This window comes from Spirosoma validum (genome assembly GCF_014699035.1).
Lineage (GTDB): Bacteria > Bacteroidota > Bacteroidia > Cytophagales > Spirosomataceae > Spirosoma > Spirosoma validum.
The window spans coordinates 533758-554921 of sequence record NZ_JACXAA010000003.1 but is presented as its reverse complement, the minus strand read 5'-3'; the positions used below and the strand labels follow the sequence as shown (position 1 = coordinate 554921).

At 48.2% G+C, this 21164-nt stretch carries 18 protein-coding genes; 4 read left to right on the top strand and 14 right to left on the bottom strand.

The window, feature by feature from the left end:
* Positions 1-187: 187 nt before the first annotated feature.
* The 12 genes from IC230_RS11045 to IC230_RS10990 form a co-directional block, all read right to left on the bottom strand.
* On the bottom strand, positions 188-2017 hold the full coding sequence (locus tag IC230_RS11045) for a glycoside hydrolase family 9 protein (RefSeq protein ID WP_191039043.1): 1830 nt from the start codon (positions 2015-2017) through the stop codon (positions 188-190).
* A gap of 120 nt (positions 2018-2137) precedes the next feature.
* Positions 2138-2932, bottom strand: a complete 795-nt coding sequence (locus IC230_RS11040; protein ID WP_191039042.1) for a ThuA domain-containing protein — start codon at positions 2930-2932, stop codon at positions 2138-2140.
* Between the two features lie 15 nt (positions 2933-2947).
* Positions 2948-3502 carry a YdeI/OmpD-associated family protein gene (locus IC230_RS11035; RefSeq protein WP_191039041.1) on the bottom strand — a complete coding sequence of 185 codons (555 nt, stop codon included), beginning with the start codon at positions 3500-3502 and terminating at the stop codon, positions 2948-2950.
* Positions 3503-3550: 48 nt separating this feature from the next.
* A complete protein-coding gene (locus IC230_RS11030; RefSeq protein WP_191039040.1) occupies positions 3551-4630 on the bottom strand; it encodes an NAD(P)H-dependent flavin oxidoreductase in 1080 nt (359 codons plus the stop codon).
* Positions 4614-5621, bottom strand: coding sequence for a phosphotransferase (locus IC230_RS11025; protein ID WP_191039039.1), 1008 nt, complete (start codon positions 5619-5621; stop codon positions 4614-4616). The genes IC230_RS11030 and IC230_RS11025 overlap by 17 nt, the downstream gene beginning before the upstream one ends.
* A gap of 63 nt (positions 5622-5684) precedes the next feature.
* Positions 5685-5888, bottom strand: a complete 204-nt coding sequence (locus IC230_RS11020; protein ID WP_191039038.1) for a hypothetical protein — start codon at positions 5886-5888, stop codon at positions 5685-5687.
* A gap of 75 nt (positions 5889-5963) precedes the next feature.
* Positions 5964-6827 (bottom strand): YDG/SRA domain-containing protein, encoded by an 864-nt coding sequence (locus IC230_RS11015; RefSeq protein WP_191039037.1) that lies wholly within the window; start codon positions 6825-6827, stop codon positions 5964-5966.
* A gap of 80 nt (positions 6828-6907) precedes the next feature.
* Entirely contained in the window at positions 6908-7960 is a 1053-nt protein-coding gene (locus tag IC230_RS11010) for a sugar phosphate isomerase/epimerase family protein (protein ID WP_191039036.1), read from the bottom strand.
* Positions 7957-8286: a DUF5615 family PIN-like protein gene (locus IC230_RS11005; protein ID WP_191039035.1), complete on the bottom strand. Its 330-nt coding sequence runs from the start codon at positions 8284-8286 to the stop codon at positions 7957-7959. Before IC230_RS11005 ends, IC230_RS11010 begins: the two co-directional genes overlap by 4 nt.
* Positions 8287-8340: 54 nt before the next feature.
* Positions 8341-8577: a DUF433 domain-containing protein gene (locus IC230_RS11000; RefSeq protein ID WP_191039034.1), complete on the bottom strand. Its 237-nt coding sequence runs from the start codon at positions 8575-8577 to the stop codon at positions 8341-8343.
* Positions 8578-8622: 45 nt separating this feature from the next.
* Positions 8623-9768 carry a Gfo/Idh/MocA family protein gene (locus IC230_RS10995; protein ID WP_191039033.1) on the bottom strand — a complete coding sequence of 382 codons (1146 nt, stop codon included), beginning with the start codon at positions 9766-9768 and terminating at the stop codon, positions 8623-8625.
* A 90-nt stretch (positions 9769-9858) separates the two neighbouring features.
* The gene (locus IC230_RS10990; protein WP_191039307.1) at positions 9859-10992 is read right to left on the bottom strand and encodes a Gfo/Idh/MocA family protein; all 1134 of its coding nucleotides are present in this window, start codon (positions 10990-10992) and stop codon (positions 9859-9861) included.
* A 316-nt stretch (positions 10993-11308) separates the two neighbouring features.
* Here IC230_RS10990 and IC230_RS10985 point away from each other — a divergent pair, with 316 nt between their 5' ends.
* The 3 genes from IC230_RS10985 (at position 11309) to IC230_RS10975 (ending at position 15984) form a co-directional block, all read left to right on the top strand.
* Positions 11309-12583 (top strand): MFS transporter, encoded by a 1275-nt coding sequence (locus tag IC230_RS10985; protein WP_223860587.1) that lies wholly within the window; start codon positions 11309-11311, stop codon positions 12581-12583.
* 198 nt (positions 12584-12781) lie between these two features.
* Positions 12782-14332 (top strand): DUF1800 domain-containing protein, encoded by a 1551-nt coding sequence (locus IC230_RS10980; protein WP_191039032.1) that lies wholly within the window; start codon positions 12782-12784, stop codon positions 14330-14332.
* Positions 14333-14418: 86 nt separating this feature from the next.
* Positions 14419-15984 (top strand): DUF1501 domain-containing protein, encoded by a 1566-nt coding sequence (locus IC230_RS10975; RefSeq protein ID WP_191039031.1) that lies wholly within the window; start codon positions 14419-14421, stop codon positions 15982-15984.
* A 3-nt stretch (positions 15985-15987) separates the two neighbouring features.
* Here the strand turns inward: IC230_RS10975 and IC230_RS10970 are convergent, their stop codons facing one another.
* Positions 15988-16149: a hypothetical protein gene (locus tag IC230_RS10970; RefSeq protein ID WP_191039030.1), complete on the bottom strand. Its 162-nt coding sequence runs from the start codon at positions 16147-16149 to the stop codon at positions 15988-15990.
* Between the two features lie 155 nt (positions 16150-16304).
* Between IC230_RS10970 and IC230_RS10965 the strand changes: the two genes are divergently transcribed.
* On the top strand, positions 16305-17993 hold the full coding sequence (locus tag IC230_RS10965) for a tetratricopeptide repeat protein (RefSeq protein ID WP_191039029.1): 1689 nt from the start codon (positions 16305-16307) through the stop codon (positions 17991-17993).
* A 21-nt stretch (positions 17994-18014) separates the two neighbouring features.
* Here IC230_RS10965 and IC230_RS10960 read toward each other — a convergent pair whose 3' ends face one another.
* Entirely contained in the window at positions 18015-21089 is a 3075-nt protein-coding gene (locus tag IC230_RS10960) for a sensor histidine kinase (protein WP_191039028.1), read from the bottom strand.
* Positions 21090-21164: the final 75 nt, after the last annotated feature.

Here is a 21164-nt window from a genome sequence, read left to right as displayed (position 1 = left end):
GAAGTAAACCTTTTTTATATCGGCGTTTGAACCCTTACCTCATGAGTGTTCAAACGCCGATATAGTTTTAACGATAAACTGTGTTTGATTTACGAAACCTTGAATGGGCGACCACTGTATCGCCTTGCCGTAAAGAAAGAAGTTGCGCTTGAGTCAGGCATGGACGGCTCTAATTGGTAAAACTGTTTTACTCCTGACCAACCGATATAGCGAGTAAATACCAGGCTGCGTGCGGTAACCATTGCTCAGCCCAGCGCCAGTCACTATCTTTTCCAGTCATCTTATACGACAGGTTAAAGTCAATATCGTCTTCATTGGTCAGTCCCGACGTAATACCATTGACGATGCCGCCGGGCGCGTTCGTATACTCAAAGGTGCCGAAGAATCCGTACGTTGGATTATTGTGGCCGCTTCCCTGCAACATACAGGCATCGTATGGATTCAGGCCCAAAATCCAGTTCAGTTGATCAAGGGCAAAACGCTCCAATTTTCCCTGAAAAACCTTATCGTCACTGAACAAAGGCGAGCACAAACGAGCAGCGGTTGCCATTGATGCGATCCGAGCGTTTTCTCCCTGCCACCAGGGCGAGGCTTCACTGCCATGTGGAAAAAAGAACGTAGTACGCCGATTGCCAAGCGTATCCTGTACCAGCTGCCGACTATAGCCAAACGGATTCTTCACTTCCTGCGTTACGTTCAGTTCATACGTCATGGAACGCTTAACCGCTTCTTTGATCGCCTTCTGTGTTTCTGCCGGGGCTAATGGATAATAGTACAGCAAACTGGCCACTGGCAAACCGGCATCGGATGGGTGAAAGAACGGCCGATCCTGATCATCGGCGCGCCAGAAATCGCGATACGTTTTCCAGGACGCCAATCGATTCAACAAATTCTGCGCACGTTTGTCGGCGGCTTTTCGATACGTATCGTTTTGGGTAGCTTTATACAGTTCTGTGGCGGCTGTCAACGCACAGTACTCATCAACGATATTCTCCTTGCCATCATTGGTCATAGCTACATTCTCTTTCTCCAGAAAAGCAAACGCATTTTCGGCCGCCCTGCGATAATCTGTTGGGCTAAAATCCCCGGTTTGATCAGGCGCATACGTAGCAGCCATCGCCAGCGCGGCAATCGCCATTCCCCCACCCGACCGATAACTTACCTGGTATTTTCGCCAGTTTGTTTCATCGGCCGTACTAGTTAAGGTCTGGTCTTTCGACTGCTTAATGCGATACGCTTTATCTTCCGCCTGAATTACTCGGTCTTTGGGCAATTTACCCGGTCCCGGCGCTTTCACTGACCGATAGAATGAGCCATCTTTAGCCTGAACACGTACCAGATAATCAACACCATACATCGCTTCATCAAGCAATCGACGGTTGAACTGACGAAAGTCGGTGCCTTTGCGCTTAGTTAATTGCGCATAGCTTTTTAATAGGCTGTAAGCCGTCAGTGTGATTTGCTGCGGATTGAAATACGACGAGAAAGTAAGGTGGGAAAGGTGTTTGCCGTAGTCGCCAGTCGCGTCGTACCAGCCGCCGTGCACGTCAAGCGTATCGGACGGCTTTCCAGCCAGCACTAACGTTCGATCGGCTTTATCCAGCAGCCCCGAACTTCGCTGCCCTTTAACGTAGTAAATCACATCCGAAAGCGTGTATTGTTCCAATACGTTCCTGCCAATGACGAACGGGTATGATGATACGTTTTTACCCGGCAACGCAACCTGTATTTGATACGTCCCTTCGGTCGTGTAGGAACTAAAGTCAACAGTCCAGAAAAGCCAATTCTTCCACTTGCTGACGGATCCGCTAAATACGGGCCGGCCTGAATAGACTGTATTACCCGTTTTTGTATTGATGAGGTGAAAAACAGGTATCGTCAACTGCTTTTCGGCCATAATGATGGCTTGCTTCGCTTTGGCCGATTCATACCCTACCTGATTGGTAAGCACTTTACTATCCTGCGCCCGGAGCTGACAGGAAACCAGAATCAACAACAGAAGCAACTTCTTGATCATGGGAAATTATAAGTGAATAGTAGAACGCAGATACCGCAGATTGCTATGATTTATTATGATGAAAGAACAGCTTAACTCATAAAGATCTGAGGTATCCGCGTTCTATTCTGGTTTACTACGTCATTTTCCCGCACCCCAAAAAATAGCGTTTCGGAAAACCTTCACAAAGGAATCGTTTTTGAATAAATCGGGATGGTGGCCCATGAAGATGTAAACGTTACGTGCTTTCATGCGTTCGTTGGACCAGATTACCGGATGATCGCCCCCCATTTTTGTAGCTGAATCAGGCGAGTACGTCGACTCATCGACCGTAGCCAGCACCTTTACGTTCGGGCGCGGATTCTTGTCATACGTGTACCATTCTTCTTTTTCTACGTCAAACGTAGCCGGTACGTCCCTCAGACAGGGATGATTTTTCGCTTCGACATGGACCGTCGCCTTCGCAAACGTAGCGATGTAGTTTTTGTAACGAATGCCGCCCATAAATTCCGAAAACCAGGGCCACATTGGGTAACCGTCGAATTCGCCCAATAAAGACGCATGGTGAAAGCCAATCCAACCGCCCCCTTTACCTTCGGTGATGTATTTTCGGAAAGCTTCTTTCGCGGTATCTGTCCACATGTAAGGTGGATAATTTAGCTGAATGAATAGCTGGTAATTGGCCAGGAATGCATCATTAATCGGTTCTGTATTGTCGATGTAATCAATCGTGAAGTTGTTTTCAGTTGCCAGTTGAGCCAACCACTTTTTTGCTTCCGCAACAAAAGGCGCATGAACACCTCCGCCCTTTTCAGCAATAGCCACCACTCGAAATTGGGCCTTTTTTACCTGAGCCAAACCGGATGCATTCAAACCGAGCAGTGCGATCAGCACAAGAAAATAACTGATGATCAGGCGATAAACTTGTTGTTTCATAAACCGTTGAGCGACTTAAATTTTCTGACCTTCTTCGCTGGTGCGCATTAGTTTTTCCAGGCGACTTACTCTTGTTTCCGCCTGCTTTCCGGTCATAACCCAGTTCATCGCTCGTTTTCGATAAGAGGGAGCCTGTTTCTGAAAAAACGTCCAGGCTTGTTCATTGGCTTTAAACACGTTCTCAAACTCATCGGACAAGCTAACCTCTTTTTGTTCGTATGCATAGATTTTCGATCGGTTATCCTGTCGTTTCTCAAATGCTGCCACACCCGCCGGATGCATGAGTCCTTGAAGCGTCAGATCTTCAACTTTCTGAATATTGACCGCACTCCAGATGCTTCTTGGCTTTCGGGGCGTAAAGCGATTGCAGTAACTATCGGCATCGATTGACCGACGAACGCCATCGATCCAGCCGAAACACAGCGCTTCATCAACCGACTGCGACCAGGTCATACTTGGCTTTCCTGATCCGACTTTGTAATAGCCAACCAAAACTTCCGTTGCTTTATCATAATTCTCCGACAGCCATTTACGAAAATCGGCCGGGGTTGAAAAAAAGATGGGCGTCATAGGGACTTCTGTATTTATGACCAAAAGTATAGGCTAATCCAGCATTGCCTATTCGTACGCTGACAATTTCGCTAAAACTTCTTCCGCCAGCAATCTGGTCAGTTCTCCCGCCGGAAGCTCACGGCCCAGGTGAGCCGCCTGACCTGACCAGAGCGCCATAAAATCGCCTGATCCCTGCGCTTCGGACTTTGCACGTAACGGCATGAGCGCACCACCCGCCAGCGGGAACGCCGGTGCTACGTCGGACAGGGGTCCAACTTCGCGAATAAGTCGGTTGATGATGCTACGTGCCGGGCGACCGGTAAAGATATTCGTGAGGACTGTACTAGTCTCTCTTGCGTTACGTAGCGCTTCCCGGTGAGCGGGTGCAACGTTTGCTTCCGGGCAGAATAGATACGCTGTTCCAATCTGCACGGCCGCAGCCCCCAGCGCAAAGGCGGCAGCAATACCCCGCGCATCGGCAATACCACCAGCCGCAACAACCGGTACGGTCACGGCGTCAACCACTTGCGGGACCAAAGCCATTGTACCAACCTGCGTGGAAATGTCCGTACTCAAAAATAGTCCCCGATGCCCACCCGCTTCGACGCCCTGCGCGATGATCGCATCGCAACCATTTTGTTCAAGCCAACGAGCTTCGTCTACCGTAGTAGCTGATGACAACACCTTCGCACCGGTTGCTTTAACTCTCGCCAGCAGTTCTTTATTCGGCAATCCAAAATGAAAGCTGACGACTTCTGGTTTTAGTTCGACGACCAGATCGCATAGCGTACTATCAAAGGGAGTTCGATTAGATACGGGGACAGGCGCTTTGGGATCAATGCCTAATTCGAGGTAATACGGTTCTAAGCGTTTGCGCCATTTGATTTCTTGTTCTGTATCAATTCGTGGCGGTTTATGGCAGAAAAAGTTAAGGTTGATCGGTCGCTTAGTGCGTTGCCGAATGAGCGTTACTTCACTACGTATCTGTTCGGCATTCAGCATGGCGCAGGGAAGCGAACCCAACCCACCCGCTTCAGCAACGGCGATGGCTAACGCTGCAGAACCTGGACCAGCCATGGGCGCCAGCAAAATAGGCAGATCAATACCTAACAGCTTTTGAATTCGATGATCAGGCCAGGTTTTCATCCGTTTCGGCCAGTTTATTGAAATCAAACCACCGTTTCACACGCAGGTTAATCATTCGTTTTAAATATAACTCATTCAAAAACACGTTCGACCAGTTCTCAAACCGTTCGCATTGAATGCCTATGTAGTAGAAATAGGTACTCTCGCTCAGGATCGGCAACAGACGCTTTTCTTCGTCACTGATTTTGGTAATAGACTCATAACCAACCAGAAAACGTTCTCTCTTTTTGTGATACTCGTCTACGTCCGTCTCGGTACTATGAATCTGTAAAATGTAGTAAGCAATGTCTAAACAGAGCAGGCCATTGCCACAGAAGTCAAAATCAAAGAGTGTTATCGTACCATCCGACGCGATATTCAGATTATCGAACCAAATGTCTAAATGCACGACGCCCTTTCGGGTTTGGCTGTAATCGATTTTAGCAAACTCTTTCAGCAAATAACGCTGTGTGTTGAGCAGGAACTGCATTTCATCGCAATCAGCAGGCAGAAATGGCTTTACTTTTTCGAGCGAATCAACCAGCAGAATCTGAGGTGTATACGTGATACGCTCTATGGTTAGGTTATGCGTAATTTGGTGAAACCGGGCCATAATTTTACCCAGTTCATAGTGCAGATCAGCCGGAAACGTTAGCAGCTTTTCGCCTTCGGCAAACGAAAAAAGTACGCCATATCGATTGCCTTCCGGGGCGTTCAATTCCTGTATGTAGTGTCCGTCTCCGTCAGGTAAAGGGTACGAAACAGGAATACCGCCCGTTTTCACTCGCTGTAAAAGTGCAATCTCTTCGCTAATTTCTCTATGTGTACGCCAGTTCAGACTATAGAGTCGAAAAACGAATTTGGCTGAATCACTCGTAACCAGATAGGAGTGGTTAACGCCTGCTTTCAACAACTGGCACGTTACGTTAGCGCTTAGGTGGTATTTCTCTCGTAGGAATTGAGCAAGATGCGGGGCGGATAAAATTGAGGATGAGACAGGAAAGAGCTGCATGGGTACAGATTTAACAATAACGTAGTGTTCGCTACGTCTGGAAAGAAAACGCTAGGCTAACTTCTACCGACCAGGCTCGTAACGGGCGGCATCAATAATAGACCAGAGGTGGATAACCCATCCCATTAAGATAAACCAAAGCACAGCCGCCAGAACAAACTGTAAAATAGCCATTAGCAGCCGCCCCTGCAACAACTGTCCTAAACCCGGAATGAAGAAACTACAAAGGGCAGCCAGTACGTTGCCACCCGACCCTTGACCTGCCATGGTGAATTATGTTTTGGTTTTGGAGTTAACTTTATGTCTAATAAAGTGTGCTGTAAAAGAGTATTTTAGGGTTAATCACCAATTATTTATCACAAAATGCTCGCGGTGATACTGTAAAAATGTTTGACCGATAATATGTTTTGGTTTCTTATATAACTTTCCTTTAATCCCAATCAACGTTAAATCATCTTCAATACCAAATCCACCGAAATCAAGCATAACATGATGATTAGGGCACAGGCATAAAATATTTTCTATTGTATCTGGTCCATTATGAGGTTCGCCTAATGGCTGAATATGAGCAGCTTCCGCATAAAAACCTATGTTTGTACTAATTTCTACCATACATACTTGGCACTGAAAATTATACATAGTCTTAACATAAGCTGATAGTTCTGTACTGCGGATTATTCGCTGAATAGTTGTTTCAATACGTTTAGATTTACCATATATAGGCTGTTCTTCTTCCACTCCCGTTACCTTAACTGAGTTTTCAATTTTTATTAAACGGAATCGCCAAACAAAATAGCCTGATAACCCTCTCTCTCGCCAATAAGATTCAACCCGATACAAGCCATCATATCGATAGCCTTGCACTGGGGAAAATTCAGACTTGTGCCTATGTCCACGTATCACACGCACTGGAAGGCCTCTCTGACAACTAAGCGTCAGTGCTAAATTTTGGTGACTAAGCTGTTGATCGGCAACTTGAAATCCTGTCACTTGGCTGCGACCACCGTGACCAGTATAAATAATGACGTTACCATAATCTTTGTCGTCTTCATAGCCACCAGAAAGAACAATTGAATCGGCACCTTCTACTTGTGAACCACTAATGCCCGCTTGTAAGGGTCTATGAATACCGTAGTGCGATAAATCTGGTCGACTTTCGAATTCGCTCCCTTCTGGAATACCCGCTATTTCACCAAAGACGCGCATGACGAAATAAGTTAGCCTATAACAAATGGTGTCGGGTTTGAGAACCCGACACCACGAGAAATAACGAATAGTAACAAAGGTTACAGTCCTAACACCTTCTTATTGAAATTTTCATCAGCGCCTGTTCCGGCAAAGTCGTCAAAGGCGCGTTCGGTGACGCGGATGATGTGACTTTCGATGAAAGGAGCCCCTTCAGCCGCACCCTGCTCAGGATGTTTCAGGGCACATTCCCATTCCAAAACAGCCCAGCGATCGTAGTCGTACTGCGCCAATTTCGAGAAAATACCCGAGAAATCTACCTGACCATCGCCCAGTGAGCGGAATCGTCCGGCTCGTTCAACCCAGCCCTGGTAGCCACCGTACACGCCTTGCTTGCCCGTTGGGTTAAACTCGGCATCTTTCACATGGTAGGCATAGATACGATCATGGTAGAAGTCGATGAACTGCAAATAGTCGAGTTGTTGCAGTACGAAGTGGCTCGGATCGTAGTTGATACCCGCGCGAGGATGATTGTCAACTTTTTCTAAGAACATCTCGAACGTAATACCGTCGTGCAGGTCTTCGCCGGGATGCAGTTCGTAGGCTACATCGACACCAGCTTCGTCGTAGGCGTTCAGGATAGGCTTCCAACGGTTAGCCAGCTCGGTAAAACCCGTATCAACCAACCCAGCCGGACGCTGTGGCCACGGGTAAACAAATGGCCACAATAAAGCGCCAGAAAATGTCGGACTAACTTTTAGTCCAAGGTTTTTACTGGCTTTGGCGGTCATGATCAGTTGGTCGACCGCCCATGCCTGCTGCTCTTTCGGTTTGCCCGCTAATTCAGCTGGTCCAAATCCATCGAACATGGCACCGTAGGCTGGATGTACGGCGACCAGCTGCCCTTGCAGGTGCGTAGCCAGTTCCGTGATTTCAACGCCAATGTCGTTCAGTTTTCCTTTCAGTTCATCGCAATACGTCTGACTTTCAGAAGCTTTCTTCAAGTCGATCATACGCGGGTCCCAGGTTGGAATCTGTACACCTTTATAGCCGAGATCGGCCATGTATTTGGCAATAGACTCAAGCGAATTAAAGGGTTCGGTATCCCCTAAGAATTGGGCAAGAAAAATGCCCGGACCTTTCATAGTTTTCATTCTTCTATGGTTTGATTGTCAGAAGATGAATTAGGGTATACCATCAGGCATCCTTTCCTTTCATCATCAATAAAAGCGTTGAATTGATCAAGATGATCAGTAAAGAGTAAACAAATGGCTGAATTGTTGAGATTGCCAGTCCTTAACCAAATAATTTTGGGAGGAAAGCCCTTCACAGAGCCTATGACCGGAATATCTTTATCGAAGGCAACAATCGTATAATCATCCTGACGGGCGTATTCCCATATCTGGTAACCATCGGCATTATATAGGCCACATTCCCGAACCCCCAAAACATCCGGGAACATGGCCTTTAATTGTTTCACTACCCGAAATGGCCGGGCCGCCGTTGCGGATGTTTTGATCGAATAATAGTCGCATCAGGCAGCCATCAACATTGTACCGTTATCGCGATCCGCTGCGAAAAATAAAGCGGCCTGAATATCCTCACGAGTTAGTTCAGGAAAATCCTCAATGATCTCCTCTATAGTCATCCCTCCCCCTAGCCATCCCAAAATATCACCAACCGTAATCCGCATTCCTCGTATGCAAGGTTTACCACCACGCTTTCCGGGTTCTATGGTAATGATGTTGCTGTATTTTTCCTGGTACTGCATGGTTCTATGATTCAAGTTTACATCACTAAAGTAATGCTTCACTTTTTAAATTTCCACCCACGCCTGTTTCCGATTGGATTCCAGGATTTTCTCACAAATGAGCAATTCTCGATAACCATCAGCAAAGGTCGGGAAGGTTGGTTTTTCAGGCTGTTTTCCAGCAGCAATGGCATCGTAAACCTCTTTAAACAACTGCTTCGACGTATCAGGAAAACCTTCGTTGTGTCCACCGGGGAACGACATGACCGAACGAGCATCGGGGTGCGCCAGTGATGGGTCGCGAAGGAACGACTCATTCGAGCCGTCGCGGTTACCAATCCACATCTGGTTGGGCGCTTCGGAGTTCCAGGCAAACGTTTTCTTTGATCCGGCAATTTCCAGTTTCATCTGGTTTTTCCGACCTGCCGACACCTGCGATACCGTAATAACACCCTTATTGCCGTTATCGAAACGTAGCAGTACGTTGGCGTGATCCTCGGTATTGATGGGAACATCAGCGTAGTCTTCCGGTTTGAGCATTTTGCCTGAATACGTTTCAACGGGCTTGAGCGGCTTTTTGCGAAATTTATGGATGGTGTTGAAATCAGCCAGAACAGCCACGGTTTTCAGCCCTGTAATGTATTCCAAACTATCCATCAGGTGCGAACCGATGTCGGCAATCGCCCGCGAATCGCCCGATTTGTCGGGTTCAAGACGCCAGTTGTAGTCAGTCTCGTAGAACAACCAATCCTGTAAGTATGAACCGATTACCGAGTATACTTCACCGAGATTGTCTTGCTCACGCATCACCTTCATCTGGCGAACGAGCGGATAATAACGGAGGTTGAAATGAACGGCGTTAACCAATCCGGTTTTCTTCGCCAGCTCGACCAGTTCTTCGGCTTCGTGGAGGTCTTTAGCCAATGGTTTTTCACACACTACGTGCTTCCCAGCTTCCAGAGCGGCTTTCGACTGTGCGTAGTGCAGGAAATTAGGAGTGCAGATGTGCACCACTTTTATATCGTCCATCTTAAGCAGCTCATCGAACGTACAGGCCCGTTCGATACCGAGCTGATCGGCTTTCTGACGAGCCAGTTCAATGGTCACTTCGCACAGGGCGACGACGTTCGTATTGGGTAAGCGACGTAGCGCTTCGATATGCGCAGGCCCGATGAATCCGGTACCAACGACACCAACATTAATTTTTTGCATTAGTTTGGTCTTTTGTGGCCTGGACGGCCACGTCCGGGTAATTGTCTTTGTAGTGATTATCTTACCCGGACGTGGCCGTCCAGGCTACCATCATTGAATAAACTTCGTCCACTTCGTTTCAGACTGGTTCGATGCAATAACCGTGTCAATGAAGGCAAGTCCGCGGACACCATCTTCGGCTTTTGGAAAGTCGTAGATTGGGTCAGCAGGCTTGCCTTCCATGTGCGCTTTCACGGCATAAGCAAAGTTTCGGTACAGGTTGGCGAAAGCTTCAAAGAAGCCCTCAGGATGACCGGCAGGCATTCGCCAGTGCGCTTTGGCTGACGCCGACAAATCGCCAACATTTGGACGGATAATCCGCTGACCTTCCTGTGTTTTGTATTTCAGCGTATTCGGCTCCATCTGGTGCCATTCGAGGCCTCCCAACTCACCCCATACGTAAATTTTCAGGGAGTTTTCTTCCCCATTAGCAATCTGACTGGCGTGCAGAACCCCTTTGGCTCCTCCCTCAAAACGGAGCAGTACGTTTCCGTCATCGTCGAGTAAGCGACCCGGAACGAACGTAGTGAGGTCAGCACAGAGTTCAGATATCTTCAGTCCGGTTACGTATTCAGCCAGGTTTTCAGCGTGCGTGCCAATATCACCCATGCAGCCAGCCGCGCCTGATTTAGACGGGTCTGTGCGCCAGATCGCCTGTTTGTAGTTGGTATCTTCTTCTTTCTTCGACAACCAGCCCTGCGGATATTCGACAACCACCTTCCGAATTTTCCCGAGCTTGCCGTTACGTACCATATCACGCGCTTCCTTCACCATCGGGTAACCCGTGTAGTTATGCGTCAAGCCAAAGACTAACCCCAATGCCTCAACCAGTTGAGCCAGTTCTTTTGCTTCTGCCAGATTGATCGTCATGGGCTTGTCGCACATCACATGAAAACCGTTCTCCAGAGCCATTTTGGCGGGCGGAAAGTGCATGTGGTTCGGCGTTACGATGGAGAGAAAATCCATTCGCTCCCCTTCGGGCAGCGCCTTTTCCCGCTCAATCATTTCCTCATAGGACGAGTAAACCCGGTCTTCGGGTAGGTAAAGGGCAAGGCCCGTCGCTTTTGATTTTTCGGGCGATGAGCTAAAAACACCACAGACTAGTTCGATTTCGTTATCAAAACCAGCGGCCCGGCGGTGAACAGCGCCAATAAAAGCGTCAAGTCCTCCACCAACCATACCCATTCGCAATTTTCTGTGCATTGTAATGAAGTTGAGTGAAAACAGATTAGAAAAGAGAATGACGGGGGGTAGTTTACTGTATTCAATGTAAGGTACGGGCTAACGAAGCTTACGCCCAAGCCGGAACCAGGAGACATTGACCGATAAACGGAACAGTAAGCCGGAATTCCATCATTATTTCGCGGCCGGAAATTAGCTGTTTTCTCTTATTTTTCGGAAATTTTGCACAAAAACGACTCCAAATGGGGAGTTTATTCCCTTGAATGCCTTTTACTTTTTAATCAATCTGTAAACTCACTAAATCCCTCTCTTGCAGAAAATGAATCCAGCGATCAGTCAGTCAATTAATTCAGCGGTTAATCCGTCGCGGCTATTTCTCGCCAGTTGCCTTGCCATTATTACTACGGCCTTTTCCTTTAGTATCCGGGCGGGTATTCTGCCTCAGCTGGGCACTGAGTTCGGACTGACTGCCGAGCAATTAGGCTTTATCAATTCGATGTTCTTTTTTGGCTTTCCCATTTCAATGGTGATCGGTGGTATCGTCTATCACACGGTAGGGCCAAAAATAATCATGCAGGTTGCCGTTGTTGCCCACACATTGGGTATTCTGCTAACCATTTATGCGGGCGGCTACGTCGGTCTGCTGTTCTCCACCTTCTTCATTGGTTTCGGAAATGGCTGTACAGAAGCTGCCTGTAATCCGATGATTGCCGATATGTATTCCAGCAATAAACTAAACAAAATGCTGGGCCGGTTTCACATGTGGTTTCCCGGTGGCATTGTGATTGGTAGTTTGATATCTAAATTCATGACCGAAGCTGGTTTTTCCTGGCAGGCTCAAATTTGGGTGCTTATGCTGCCGACAGTGGTGTATGCGTTCCTGTTTTTCGGCCAGGCTTTCCCAAGACCAAAAGTGGAAGGCGTTACGTCATTGGCGAAAAATTTCCAGGCCATGCTCACCCCTTTGTACATCGCTCTGTTCTGCTGCATGGCGCTGACAGCCATTACTGAATTTGGTCCTAACCAGTGGGTTGCCGTTGTCTTAAGCAGCAGCGGAGCCGATGCCATGTTGGTTTTAGCGTTGACATTCGGTGTCATGACGATTGGCAGACTTTTCACCGGTCCAGTTGTAGCACAATTTGGTCAAACGGGTGTTTTACTTGGCGGTGCGGTCTTAGCCACCATCGGTATTTACATGTTTAGTACCGTTACGGGTCCAATAGCTTATTTAGCCGCTGTAATCTTTGGTCTTGGCGTATGCTTTAACTGGCCAACCATGATTGGCTTTGTTGCTCAGCGGGTTCCATTGAGTGGTGCGCTGGGTATGTCGATTATTGGCGGAGTAGGTATGCTATCAACATCTATCTTCCAGCCGATCATTGGTCGCTGGATTGATTCTGATCATGCCGAAGCCGCTGCCAAAGGTCTATCTGGTCCATCACTGGAATTAGCCGCTGGTCAGGCTACCCTATCTACCATGATGACATTTCCTATTATACTAATCGTTGCTTTTACACTCCTGTGGTTCTGGATGCGTAACCGCCCACAAGGTCCTGCTAATGAAACCGCGGTCCTGGAACAGCCTCAACTGTAAAAATAACCAGCAAATTTTAGGCAAAAATACCTAAAATTTAAAGCCCTGAAACTGAGTAGTTTCAGGGCTTTTTGTATTCATTATTTTCAATACTATTTACCTGTTACTCATTAAATATCAATTAATTACGTAAGAAAATTTAAACCCTGTAGGTATCTTTATTGTCAACAGCCCATAACCGCTCAATCAACATATACTGTGGCTTTACTCGATACGTATACGCAACCATTGACGGCTGCTCAGGTTGCCTACCTGCTACGGCGAGCAACCTTCGGTCCAACGCCCGATCAGATTAAGGCATTAACGGGCAAAACGGCCACCCAGATCGTTAGCCAACTACTGGCCGATCAGGCTGCCCCTGCTGCTCCGCTCGATCTGAAAACGAGCAAGACGTTTCATGACCAGCCTTTCGATACGAACAATCAGGGAACGTTTAACGCGTACGTCAAGTACTGGTGGACGAACCTGATGCTGAATCAACCGGTATCGCTGCTCGAAAAAATGACCCTGTTCTGGTCGAACCACTTTGTCACAAACGATGCGACGGTCAACGATTACCGGTACATGTATCAGTACAATACGTTGTTACGTAAATATGCGCTGGGCAATTTCAAATCGTTCGTGATTGCGATTACCCAGGACCCATCCATGTTACGTTTCCTGAATGGGAATCAGAACGTAGCGGGTACACCGAATGAGAATTACGCCCGTGAACTTCAGGAACTCTTTACTATTGGACGGAACGGCGGTTATACAGAAGATGATGTTCGTGCTGCTGCTAAGGTCCTCACCGGCTGGGCCGATACGGGCTACCGCGATGCCGTGAATGCCCCCATCAGCAGCGCATTCCGGGCGAACAGGCACGATACGACCGATAAAAAATTCTCGGCTACGTATCAGAACACGGTTATCAAAGGACGTACTGGAAACAATGCGGGTCTGGATGAGCTGAACGATTTGCTGGACATGATTCTTCGGAACGATGAGACGCCCCGTTACATCTGCCGAAGATTGTACCTCTGGTTTGTTAACTCGGACATTCCGGCCACCATCGAAACAAATTTCATCCGTCCCCTCGCTGATCTATTCCGCAAAAACAATTACGACCTGAAACCCGTACTGGCGGCTTTATTCCAGAGTCAGCATTTTTTCGATGAGGGGCTGCGCGGGGCAGTGATCAAATCGCCAACGGATTTAGTAATAGGAACGATGCGTTTCTGGGGATTACAGGCGCCCGATCCGACGCAAAACATTACGGCTTATTATCAGATCGGCAATTACGTTTACGCCCGAGTCAAAGAGCAGCAGCAGGATTTGCTCAACCCGCCTACGGTTTTCGGCTGGACGGCTTACTACCAGACCGGCTATTACCAGCAATGGATCAATTCCACTACGTTAGGTTTACGAGGATACTTCAGTGACGCACTGACAACGAACGCGCTGAAGCTAAACGGCAAAGCAGTTATCGACGTACTGGCTTATACCAAAACATTGTCGGACCCGACTGATCCCGCTAAACTGGTGAACGATATGACGGCACAGATGCTGGCGATTACGCTCAATCAGACGCAAAAAGATTTCCTGACAGATACGGTGTTACTCAACGCCCTGCCACGCTACGAGTGGACCGTGGAGTGGAACGACTACGTTCGTAATCCAAACGACGCGGCTAAGAAACAAGCCGTTCAGATGAAGCTCACTACGTTCCTGCAATACCTTTTCCGAACGGCTCTGTATCAAATAAGCTAATTATGCATGAGTGACGGTCCGACGTTTCGGTGAGCGAATAGCTGCCGCGAAACCATTCACTCATTCTATCATTCATAATTATTACTATGAAGCGTCGTAACTTTCTACAACATGCAGCTTCCTCGCTGATTCTGCCGGTCCTGATCGACGGATTCGGCGCTAAGGCGTTTGCCCGTCCCTCGTCATACATCCAGTCGCTGATCAATCTGGCCGCTGCGAGTGACCGCGTACTGGTCATTATTCAGTTGCAGGGCGGTAACGACGGGCTGAACATGGTGATTCCGCTCGATCAGATGAGCGTTTATACCTCGCCGGGTTTTCGCGGGAATATCGCCATACCGGAAGCCAAAGCGCTTAAACTAAAGAATTTCGCCGGAACGGGTCTGCACCCATCCATGACGGGCATGCAGCAGCTTTTCAACGATAATAAACTCAGCATCATCCAGGGCGTATCGTATCCGACACCGAACTTTTCGCACTTCCGGGCCAGCGACATCTGGATGACCGCTGTTGATTCCAGCCAGACATCTACGTCCGGCTGGGCAGGTCGTTATTTGGACAAACAATATCCTGGGTTTCCGACGAGCTACCCAACGGCTACCATGCCTGATCCACCCGCTATTCAGATTGGCTACGTAACGGCAACCACCCTACTTGGCCCCTCTGACTCGATGGCGATTGTTTTGCAGGACCCTGATACGTTTGCCCGTCTGGTTGGCGACAAACCCAACGACCCTACGACAGACGTTAAAGGTTATGCCGGACAGCAGGTTGAATACATTCGGCAACAGCAGGCCAGTTCGGTAAGTTACGCGGGGCAGATCAAGACAGCGGCTGGCAAAGGACAGAACATCGCTACGTATCCGGCTAATAACGCCCTCGCAGCGCAGCTCAAAATCATTGCCCGACTCATCAGTGGCGGCATGAAAACCAAGGTCTATTACGTTACGCTGGGCGGGTTCGACAACCACGCAGCGCAGGTGGTTTCGACTGATACCACGACCGGCACTCACGCCAATCTGCTCAAAACCTTATCGGATGCGATTCTGGCGTTCCAGACCGATTTAGGTCAATTGAAAGTTGACGACCGGGTGATCGGCATGACGTTCTCGGAATTTGGCAGACGGGCCATTTCGAATAGCAGTTACGGAACTGATCACGGCACGTCGGCTCCTATGTTTGTCTTTGGTAATGGCGTTAAGACACCGATGGTGGGCAAGAACCCAAACCTGAGCGATCTGGATAATAGCAATCTGAAGATGCAGACGGATTTCCGACAGGTGTACGCAGCCATTTTAACGGATTGGTTTGGTACCGACGCCAGCACCGAGACAGCTGCGTTGTTCAAAGATTTTCAGGTTGCGCCGGTATTCCGTCAGACCGTTACGGGGACGGAACCTATTTTCGCCGATGCCCGGCTTTACCCAAACCCAGCCTCGTCGGAAGCCATACTCGAAGCGAGTGGACTCGCTCAGGGCATTACGTCGATACAGGTTGCCGATATGCAGGGGCGATTTATGTCCATCGATACGTCCCGACCATCCGCTACGTCCATCCGATTCAATGTCAATAATTTACCTACAGGCGACTACATTCTCCGCGTTGAAACAGGACAGGGATTACTTGCCAAACGAATGCTTGTAGCGCGTTAAACGTTAATTACGTCGTTTGATATACTCCCGCACCTCGTCAATAGCTTTATCGGCTTTGAAGAGTACGATCAAAAATTTGATCAGTACGAAAATACCTAGCCCCAAAAGGACCAGATTAATCAATTGCCAGATCCACAAAGCGAGGTTTGGGTTAAATTGGTTCATGGGATAAATTCTAAACAGGCAAGCAATGTAGTCATTAGTTTATACGGCTCAAAAACAGGTGACAGCATGATAACCGGCAAATAAGAAGTAGTAGTATTTACTTGTCTGTATCTGAGTAAGTTGCTAACTTTCAATACGTATCAAGCAGTTATCTCATGCAACGTAATTACCTGTACTCGTTTCTACCACTCCTCTTACTTATTCTGCTGGTCGGCTCACTAAGCAAACCCGAGCCTTATCATCTGTCAGAATCTTCGTCGATACGTTCGGTTTCGATGATACCGGTTTGTGGTCTGGCGCACGTGGGGGGCATTCCCAATACGTTGCTGACACAACCGGTTGCGCTCCGATCCGATGTGGGACAGTTCTCGGCGCCCACCTCGACCAAAAATGAAAAAGCACAGGCTTATTTTGAGCAGGGTATGGGCTATCTGCACGGGTATGCTCTGATCGAAGCAGCTCGCTCGTTTCATGAAGCACTACGTCATGATTCGACGATGGTGATGGCACACGTTGGTCTAAGCCGGGCTTACATGGAAATGGACGACAATGCGGCTGCCCGGAAATCTGCTGAAAGGGCAAAAGCACTGTCCAACCATGCCTCTGATCGTGAAAAAGGCCACATTGATCTACGTTTTGCACAGTTGAAAGCCGTTGATTCGCTCGATAATCAAAAGCTTCTGAATGAGTACCGATCAAAAATTAATCAGACGGTAAAACGCTTTCCACAGGATGTTGAGCTTTGGTTGATTGCAGGTAATGCTTATGAGCGTTATGCCTCTGGTCGGGGGCAGGGCACATCGACGGCGAGCATCGCTATTTACGAACGAATCTTACAGACGCAGCCCAATAATCCATCCGCCCACCATTTTCTGGTCCATGCCTATGAAGGAATGGCCGACTATGGTAAAGCGCGTGAGCATGGTGAAGCTTACGCCCGGCTGGCTCCGAACCTGGCGCACGCTTTGCACATGTATGGGCATGACCTGATGAAAACTGGAGATGTTGATGAAGCCATTGCGCAGATGAAACAAACCGATGCCATTGAGCGAAATCTCTACAAGACCGAACGCTACGAGTCGATGTACGACTGGCATCACATTCACAATATTTCACTGCTGGCGCTTTGCTATCAGTATCAGGGCCGGATGCGGGAGGCAGAACAGCTGGTAAAAGAACGGTTCATGACCGAACGGCCTATCAATACGGAGCGAACCTTTTACAACAAAATGGGCTATCCGGCTTTACTTATTACGCTGAACCGCGATGCAGAAGCCGTTCCTATCGCAAAGGAATTGACAACAGGTAAAACACCGGGCGAACGGGTTATTGGGCATTATTTACTGGGCATGACACAGTTAAAGAAAAACCAGCTCGATCAGGCTCGTCTTTCGCTGAAAGCGGCTCAAAACGAATTAAAAGAAGCGAAAAAAGCGGCTTATGATGACTGGCTTAACGCCTGGCTCGATCCACACCCGAAGTTCCTGGCAGCTTTGATTGCTTTATCCAACCCTGCTGAACGTGAAAAAGGCCTGGCTGACGTTCGTAAGTTTCAGGCCAGCGCTCGCGAGCAGTCGGGTCCAGATCCCTGGGCAGAAGCATTATTCCAACTGGAAATAATTGCCCAGCTAGCGTACCAACTTAAGCTAACCGATTTTGCCGAAGAGTCGGCCAAGGTTCTGGCTCAACACGACCCAAATTATCCGGGTACGCATTATGCCCTGGCTCATGTCGCTATGCTGAAAGGTGATGCCGCTACAGCTGAACGGGAGCAAAAACTGGCTCGGCAGGGCTGGTCGAAAGCGGATGCTATGTTTCTGACGCAGAATTTTGCCAGGCGATAAGCAGAAGAGATAAACTGCGCTCTATACGGGCACGTTAATATCAACGGTGGTTCCCTGGTTTTCAGACGACGTAAACTGGCAGGTGCCTTTTAACAGAGCGATACGCTGCCGGATATTTACTAACCCATTACCGGATGGCCGTTCGGCTAACGACGGATTAAAGCCCCGGCCATTGTCCCGATAGGTGAGTTGTAACGTACCTTCTTCGTACCGAAGCGTAAGCCAGACGTCACTGGCCTGTGAATGCTTTACGGCATTTTGCACTAACTCCTGCACAACCCGGAATACGTTGATTTCAACCGTTGAGGACAATTTTTGCGGTACGTGCTGCGCAACAAACGTAATCGACAGTTGCTGGCTTTCATTAAGAAGCGAAACCAGTTCCTGAATGGTTGGAACCAGACCCGCTTCAGTCAGGCTACGTGGGTGCATGTCGTGAATGATGCTTCGAATATCATCGATAGACGCTTTCAACACCGACAAAGAACGGGTTTTCAAATCCTCGACAGATAGGTTTGGCGTTCCTAACGAAGCCAGGTACATTTTTAGCACAGCCAGGTTCGCGCCTACTCCATCGTGTAGCTCTTTAGCAACCCGTTGCCGTTCGAGTTCCTGCGTGCGAATCGATACACGTAACTCATGTGCCTGACGACTCTTTAAGACATAAATCCGATAGCGGTACAGACCATACATACCGCCGAGCAGTAAGACAATTAGTAACGCCCGAAACCACCAGGTTGCCCAAAATGGCGGCTCAATCAGGATCTGAATCGAAGCGCCCTGCTCGTTCCAGACACCATCATCGTTACTGCCCTTCACCCGGAATACGTAATGGCCCGGCGGCAGGTTCGTATAATTCGCGTAACGGCGATGCTGCGCGTATACCCAGGTCGGATCAATGCCTTCTAGCTGATATTGATATTGGTTTTTATCTGTATTGGAAAAATTTAGGGCTGTAAATGTGAAATCAATGAAATTCTGATCATAACAAAGCGTCAGCTGAGGTTGGTTTGGGGCATACGCACTGTCCAGAACCGTAACGTTCGTGATTCGTACGGGAGGCACAAACGTATTTTTTTTCACGTCATCGGGCTTAAAGAAGTTAATGCCATTGATCCCGCCAAAGAATAACGTACCATCTGGACGACGATAGCAAACGTTCGTATTAAACTCATCGCTCTGCAAGCCATCATTGCGATCATAGTTTTTGGCAATTCCACGTACTGGTGAAAAACGGGTAAGTCCTTTGTTGCTACTTAACCACAGATACCCCTGATTATCAGTAAGTATCCCATAAATAACGTCGTTCGGTAAGCGAAAGGCAGCCGATGGCGCACTGGCAGAATAGTGTTTTTTCAGCTGGTACGTATTCAGATTGAGAAGAAATAGTCCACAATCAGTACCAATCCATAGTTTTTCCCGATCAGCCAGCATGGAGCGAATATTGGTGCAAGCCAACCCGTTTTTTCTATCGAACGTAGTGACTTTTCGTGTTTTCAGATTATACCGGATTAGGCCATGTCCGAGGGTGCCAAGCCATAGGTTTTGCCGGGCGTCGGCATACATCAGCCGAACTGTATACGTAGCAACAGCTTTGATAGCGGGGATATCGTCCCAATTTATCCACTGTTTCGTCAGGACATTGAACCGGGAAAGTCCTGCTCCCCCTCCCGTCCAGATCTCCTGAACCCGACCCACCGAATCCTTTAGTACATGAGCTGCATATACGTACAACTGCCTGCGCGTATCCGTGAATTTGTACGACTGATAGGTACACTTAACGGGATCGTAGTGAATAAGTCCGTGCACATTAGCCAGCCAGAGTTTTTTATCCGAATCGCCAACAATGACTCGTACTTCATTACTGACCACATCGTCTGACCTATGCACACCGCCCGTTGTCAGAAGAGGGGTTACTTGCTTCGTTGTTAGCGAGTACCGCGCCAGTCCTCCTGTTCCGGTTCCAATAAACAGATCATCATCCTGCCCAAAAAGCCTGAAAATCATATTATCAGGTAGGGAGCGTGATGAGTTATCGGCATCGCGCTGCAGGGTATGGAACAACAGGCGGTGTGGATCATATTTATCGATGCCGTGACTACTGAAACCAATCCAGATAATACCCAGCCGATCTTCATACAAGCTCCAGACACTGTTTTCTGCCAGACTTCGGGGGTTATTTCTGGAGTGAACAAGTTGCGTAAAGGTCTGACGCGTGGGGTCATAAAGGGATAGGCCGCCGGTTCGGGATCCTATCCAGATTCGGCCCAGATGATCACGTAATAAAGCGGTCATCTCATTGCTACTAAGCGTCTGTTCAGTCGTACCCTGCCGGTAATGACGAACGGATCGATCAGCCAGGGGCGCCTGGACAACAAATACACCGTCTTCGCGCGTGCCTATCCAGAGATTTCCCTGATTGTCAAACACGATACTCCCAAGAAGCGACTGTGTGCCGAGCTGCTGTTGATTTATGACTGTTCTGAACGCGTTTCTGGAAGCGTCGTATCGATAAATACCCTGATAGGTTGACACCCAAAGTTCTCCATCAAGCGACAGACAGAGGTTGTAGAGCGAATTATCGTCTGGAAAATACGAGTTGATTTTTTGTGTATTAGGGTCTATACGGTATAGTCCTCGCTCATCGGTCATTACCCAAATATTGCCCCGTCTATCCTCAAGCAGTTTCTCAATGGAAACGGTATCCAGTAAGTGCTCTCGTTTAAATACGTTGCTAACTTGATCGAACTGTTCATTGGTTTTATCATATACGTTCAAGCCGCCCCCCGTACCCACCCAGAAACGTCCCTTTGAGTCAGCCAGTAGTGCCTGAACAACGCTGTTATTCAGGCTGTGCTTGCCACCAGGTCGAAAAACTTTGAACTCGTACCCATCAAATCGATTCAATCCGTCCTGCGTGGCAAACCACATGTAATCGTCAAACTGGTCAATATCATAGCCAGTCCCCTGCGAAAGACCTCTCTCCTGCGAAAAGTGCTCTAAAACGTAAGGTGTATCTAAACGAGGCCTGTCCTGCGCCTGCCCAACTCTACAAAAAACGCTGACCAGAAGAAATAGGAGTAAGAAACGGGCCATTCGCTGATCAGGTAATCCGGTTGATCCTGGCCTATCATACCAGTTCCACAGGGGTATGATAGGCCAGTTTATAAC

What these genes read in the sequence shown, in the direction of transcription:
- IC230_RS11045 (WP_191039043.1), bottom strand. Translation starts at nt 2,017, where the DNA reads ATGATCAAGAAGTTGCTTCTGTTGTTGATTCTGGTTTCCTGTCAGCTC.
- IC230_RS11040 (WP_191039042.1), bottom strand. Translation starts at nt 2,932, where the DNA reads ATGAAACAACAAGTTTATCGCCTGATCATCAGTTATTTTCTTGTGCTG.
- IC230_RS11035 (WP_191039041.1), bottom strand. Translation starts at nt 3,502, where the DNA reads ATGACGCCCATCTTTTTTTCAACCCCGGCCGATTTTCGTAAATGGCTG.
- IC230_RS11030 (WP_191039040.1), bottom strand. Translation starts at nt 4,630, where the DNA reads ATGAAAACCTGGCCTGATCATCGAATTCAAAAGCTGTTAGGTATTGAT.
- IC230_RS11025 (WP_191039039.1), bottom strand. Translation starts at nt 5,621, where the DNA reads ATGCAGCTCTTTCCTGTCTCATCCTCAATTTTATCCGCCCCGCATCTT.
- IC230_RS11020 (WP_191039038.1), bottom strand. Translation starts at nt 5,888, where the DNA reads ATGGCAGGTCAAGGGTCGGGTGGCAACGTACTGGCTGCCCTTTGTAGT.
- IC230_RS11015 (WP_191039037.1), bottom strand. Translation starts at nt 6,827, where the DNA reads ATGCGCGTCTTTGGTGAAATAGCGGGTATTCCAGAAGGGAGCGAATTC.
- IC230_RS11010 (WP_191039036.1), bottom strand. Translation starts at nt 7,960, where the DNA reads ATGAAAACTATGAAAGGTCCGGGCATTTTTCTTGCCCAATTCTTAGGG.
- IC230_RS11000 (WP_191039034.1), bottom strand. Translation starts at nt 8,577, where the DNA reads ATGCAGTACCAGGAAAAATACAGCAACATCATTACCATAGAACCCGGA.
- IC230_RS10995 (WP_191039033.1), bottom strand. Translation starts at nt 9,768, where the DNA reads ATGCAAAAAATTAATGTTGGTGTCGTTGGTACCGGATTCATCGGGCCT.
- IC230_RS10990 (WP_191039307.1), bottom strand. Translation starts at nt 10,992, where the DNA reads ATGGGTATGGTTGGTGGAGGACTTGACGCTTTTATTGGCGCTGTTCAC.
- IC230_RS10985 (WP_223860587.1), top strand. Translation starts at nt 11,309, where the DNA reads ATGAATCCAGCGATCAGTCAGTCAATTAATTCAGCGGTTAATCCGTCG.
- IC230_RS10975 (WP_191039031.1), top strand. Translation starts at nt 14,419, where the DNA reads ATGAAGCGTCGTAACTTTCTACAACATGCAGCTTCCTCGCTGATTCTG.
- IC230_RS10970 (WP_191039030.1), bottom strand. Translation starts at nt 16,149, where the DNA reads ATGAACCAATTTAACCCAAACCTCGCTTTGTGGATCTGGCAATTGATT.
- IC230_RS10965 (WP_191039029.1), top strand. Translation starts at nt 16,305, where the DNA reads ATGCAACGTAATTACCTGTACTCGTTTCTACCACTCCTCTTACTTATT.
- IC230_RS10960 (WP_191039028.1), bottom strand. Translation starts at nt 21,089, where the DNA reads ATGGCCCGTTTCTTACTCCTATTTCTTCTGGTCAGCGTTTTTTGTAGA.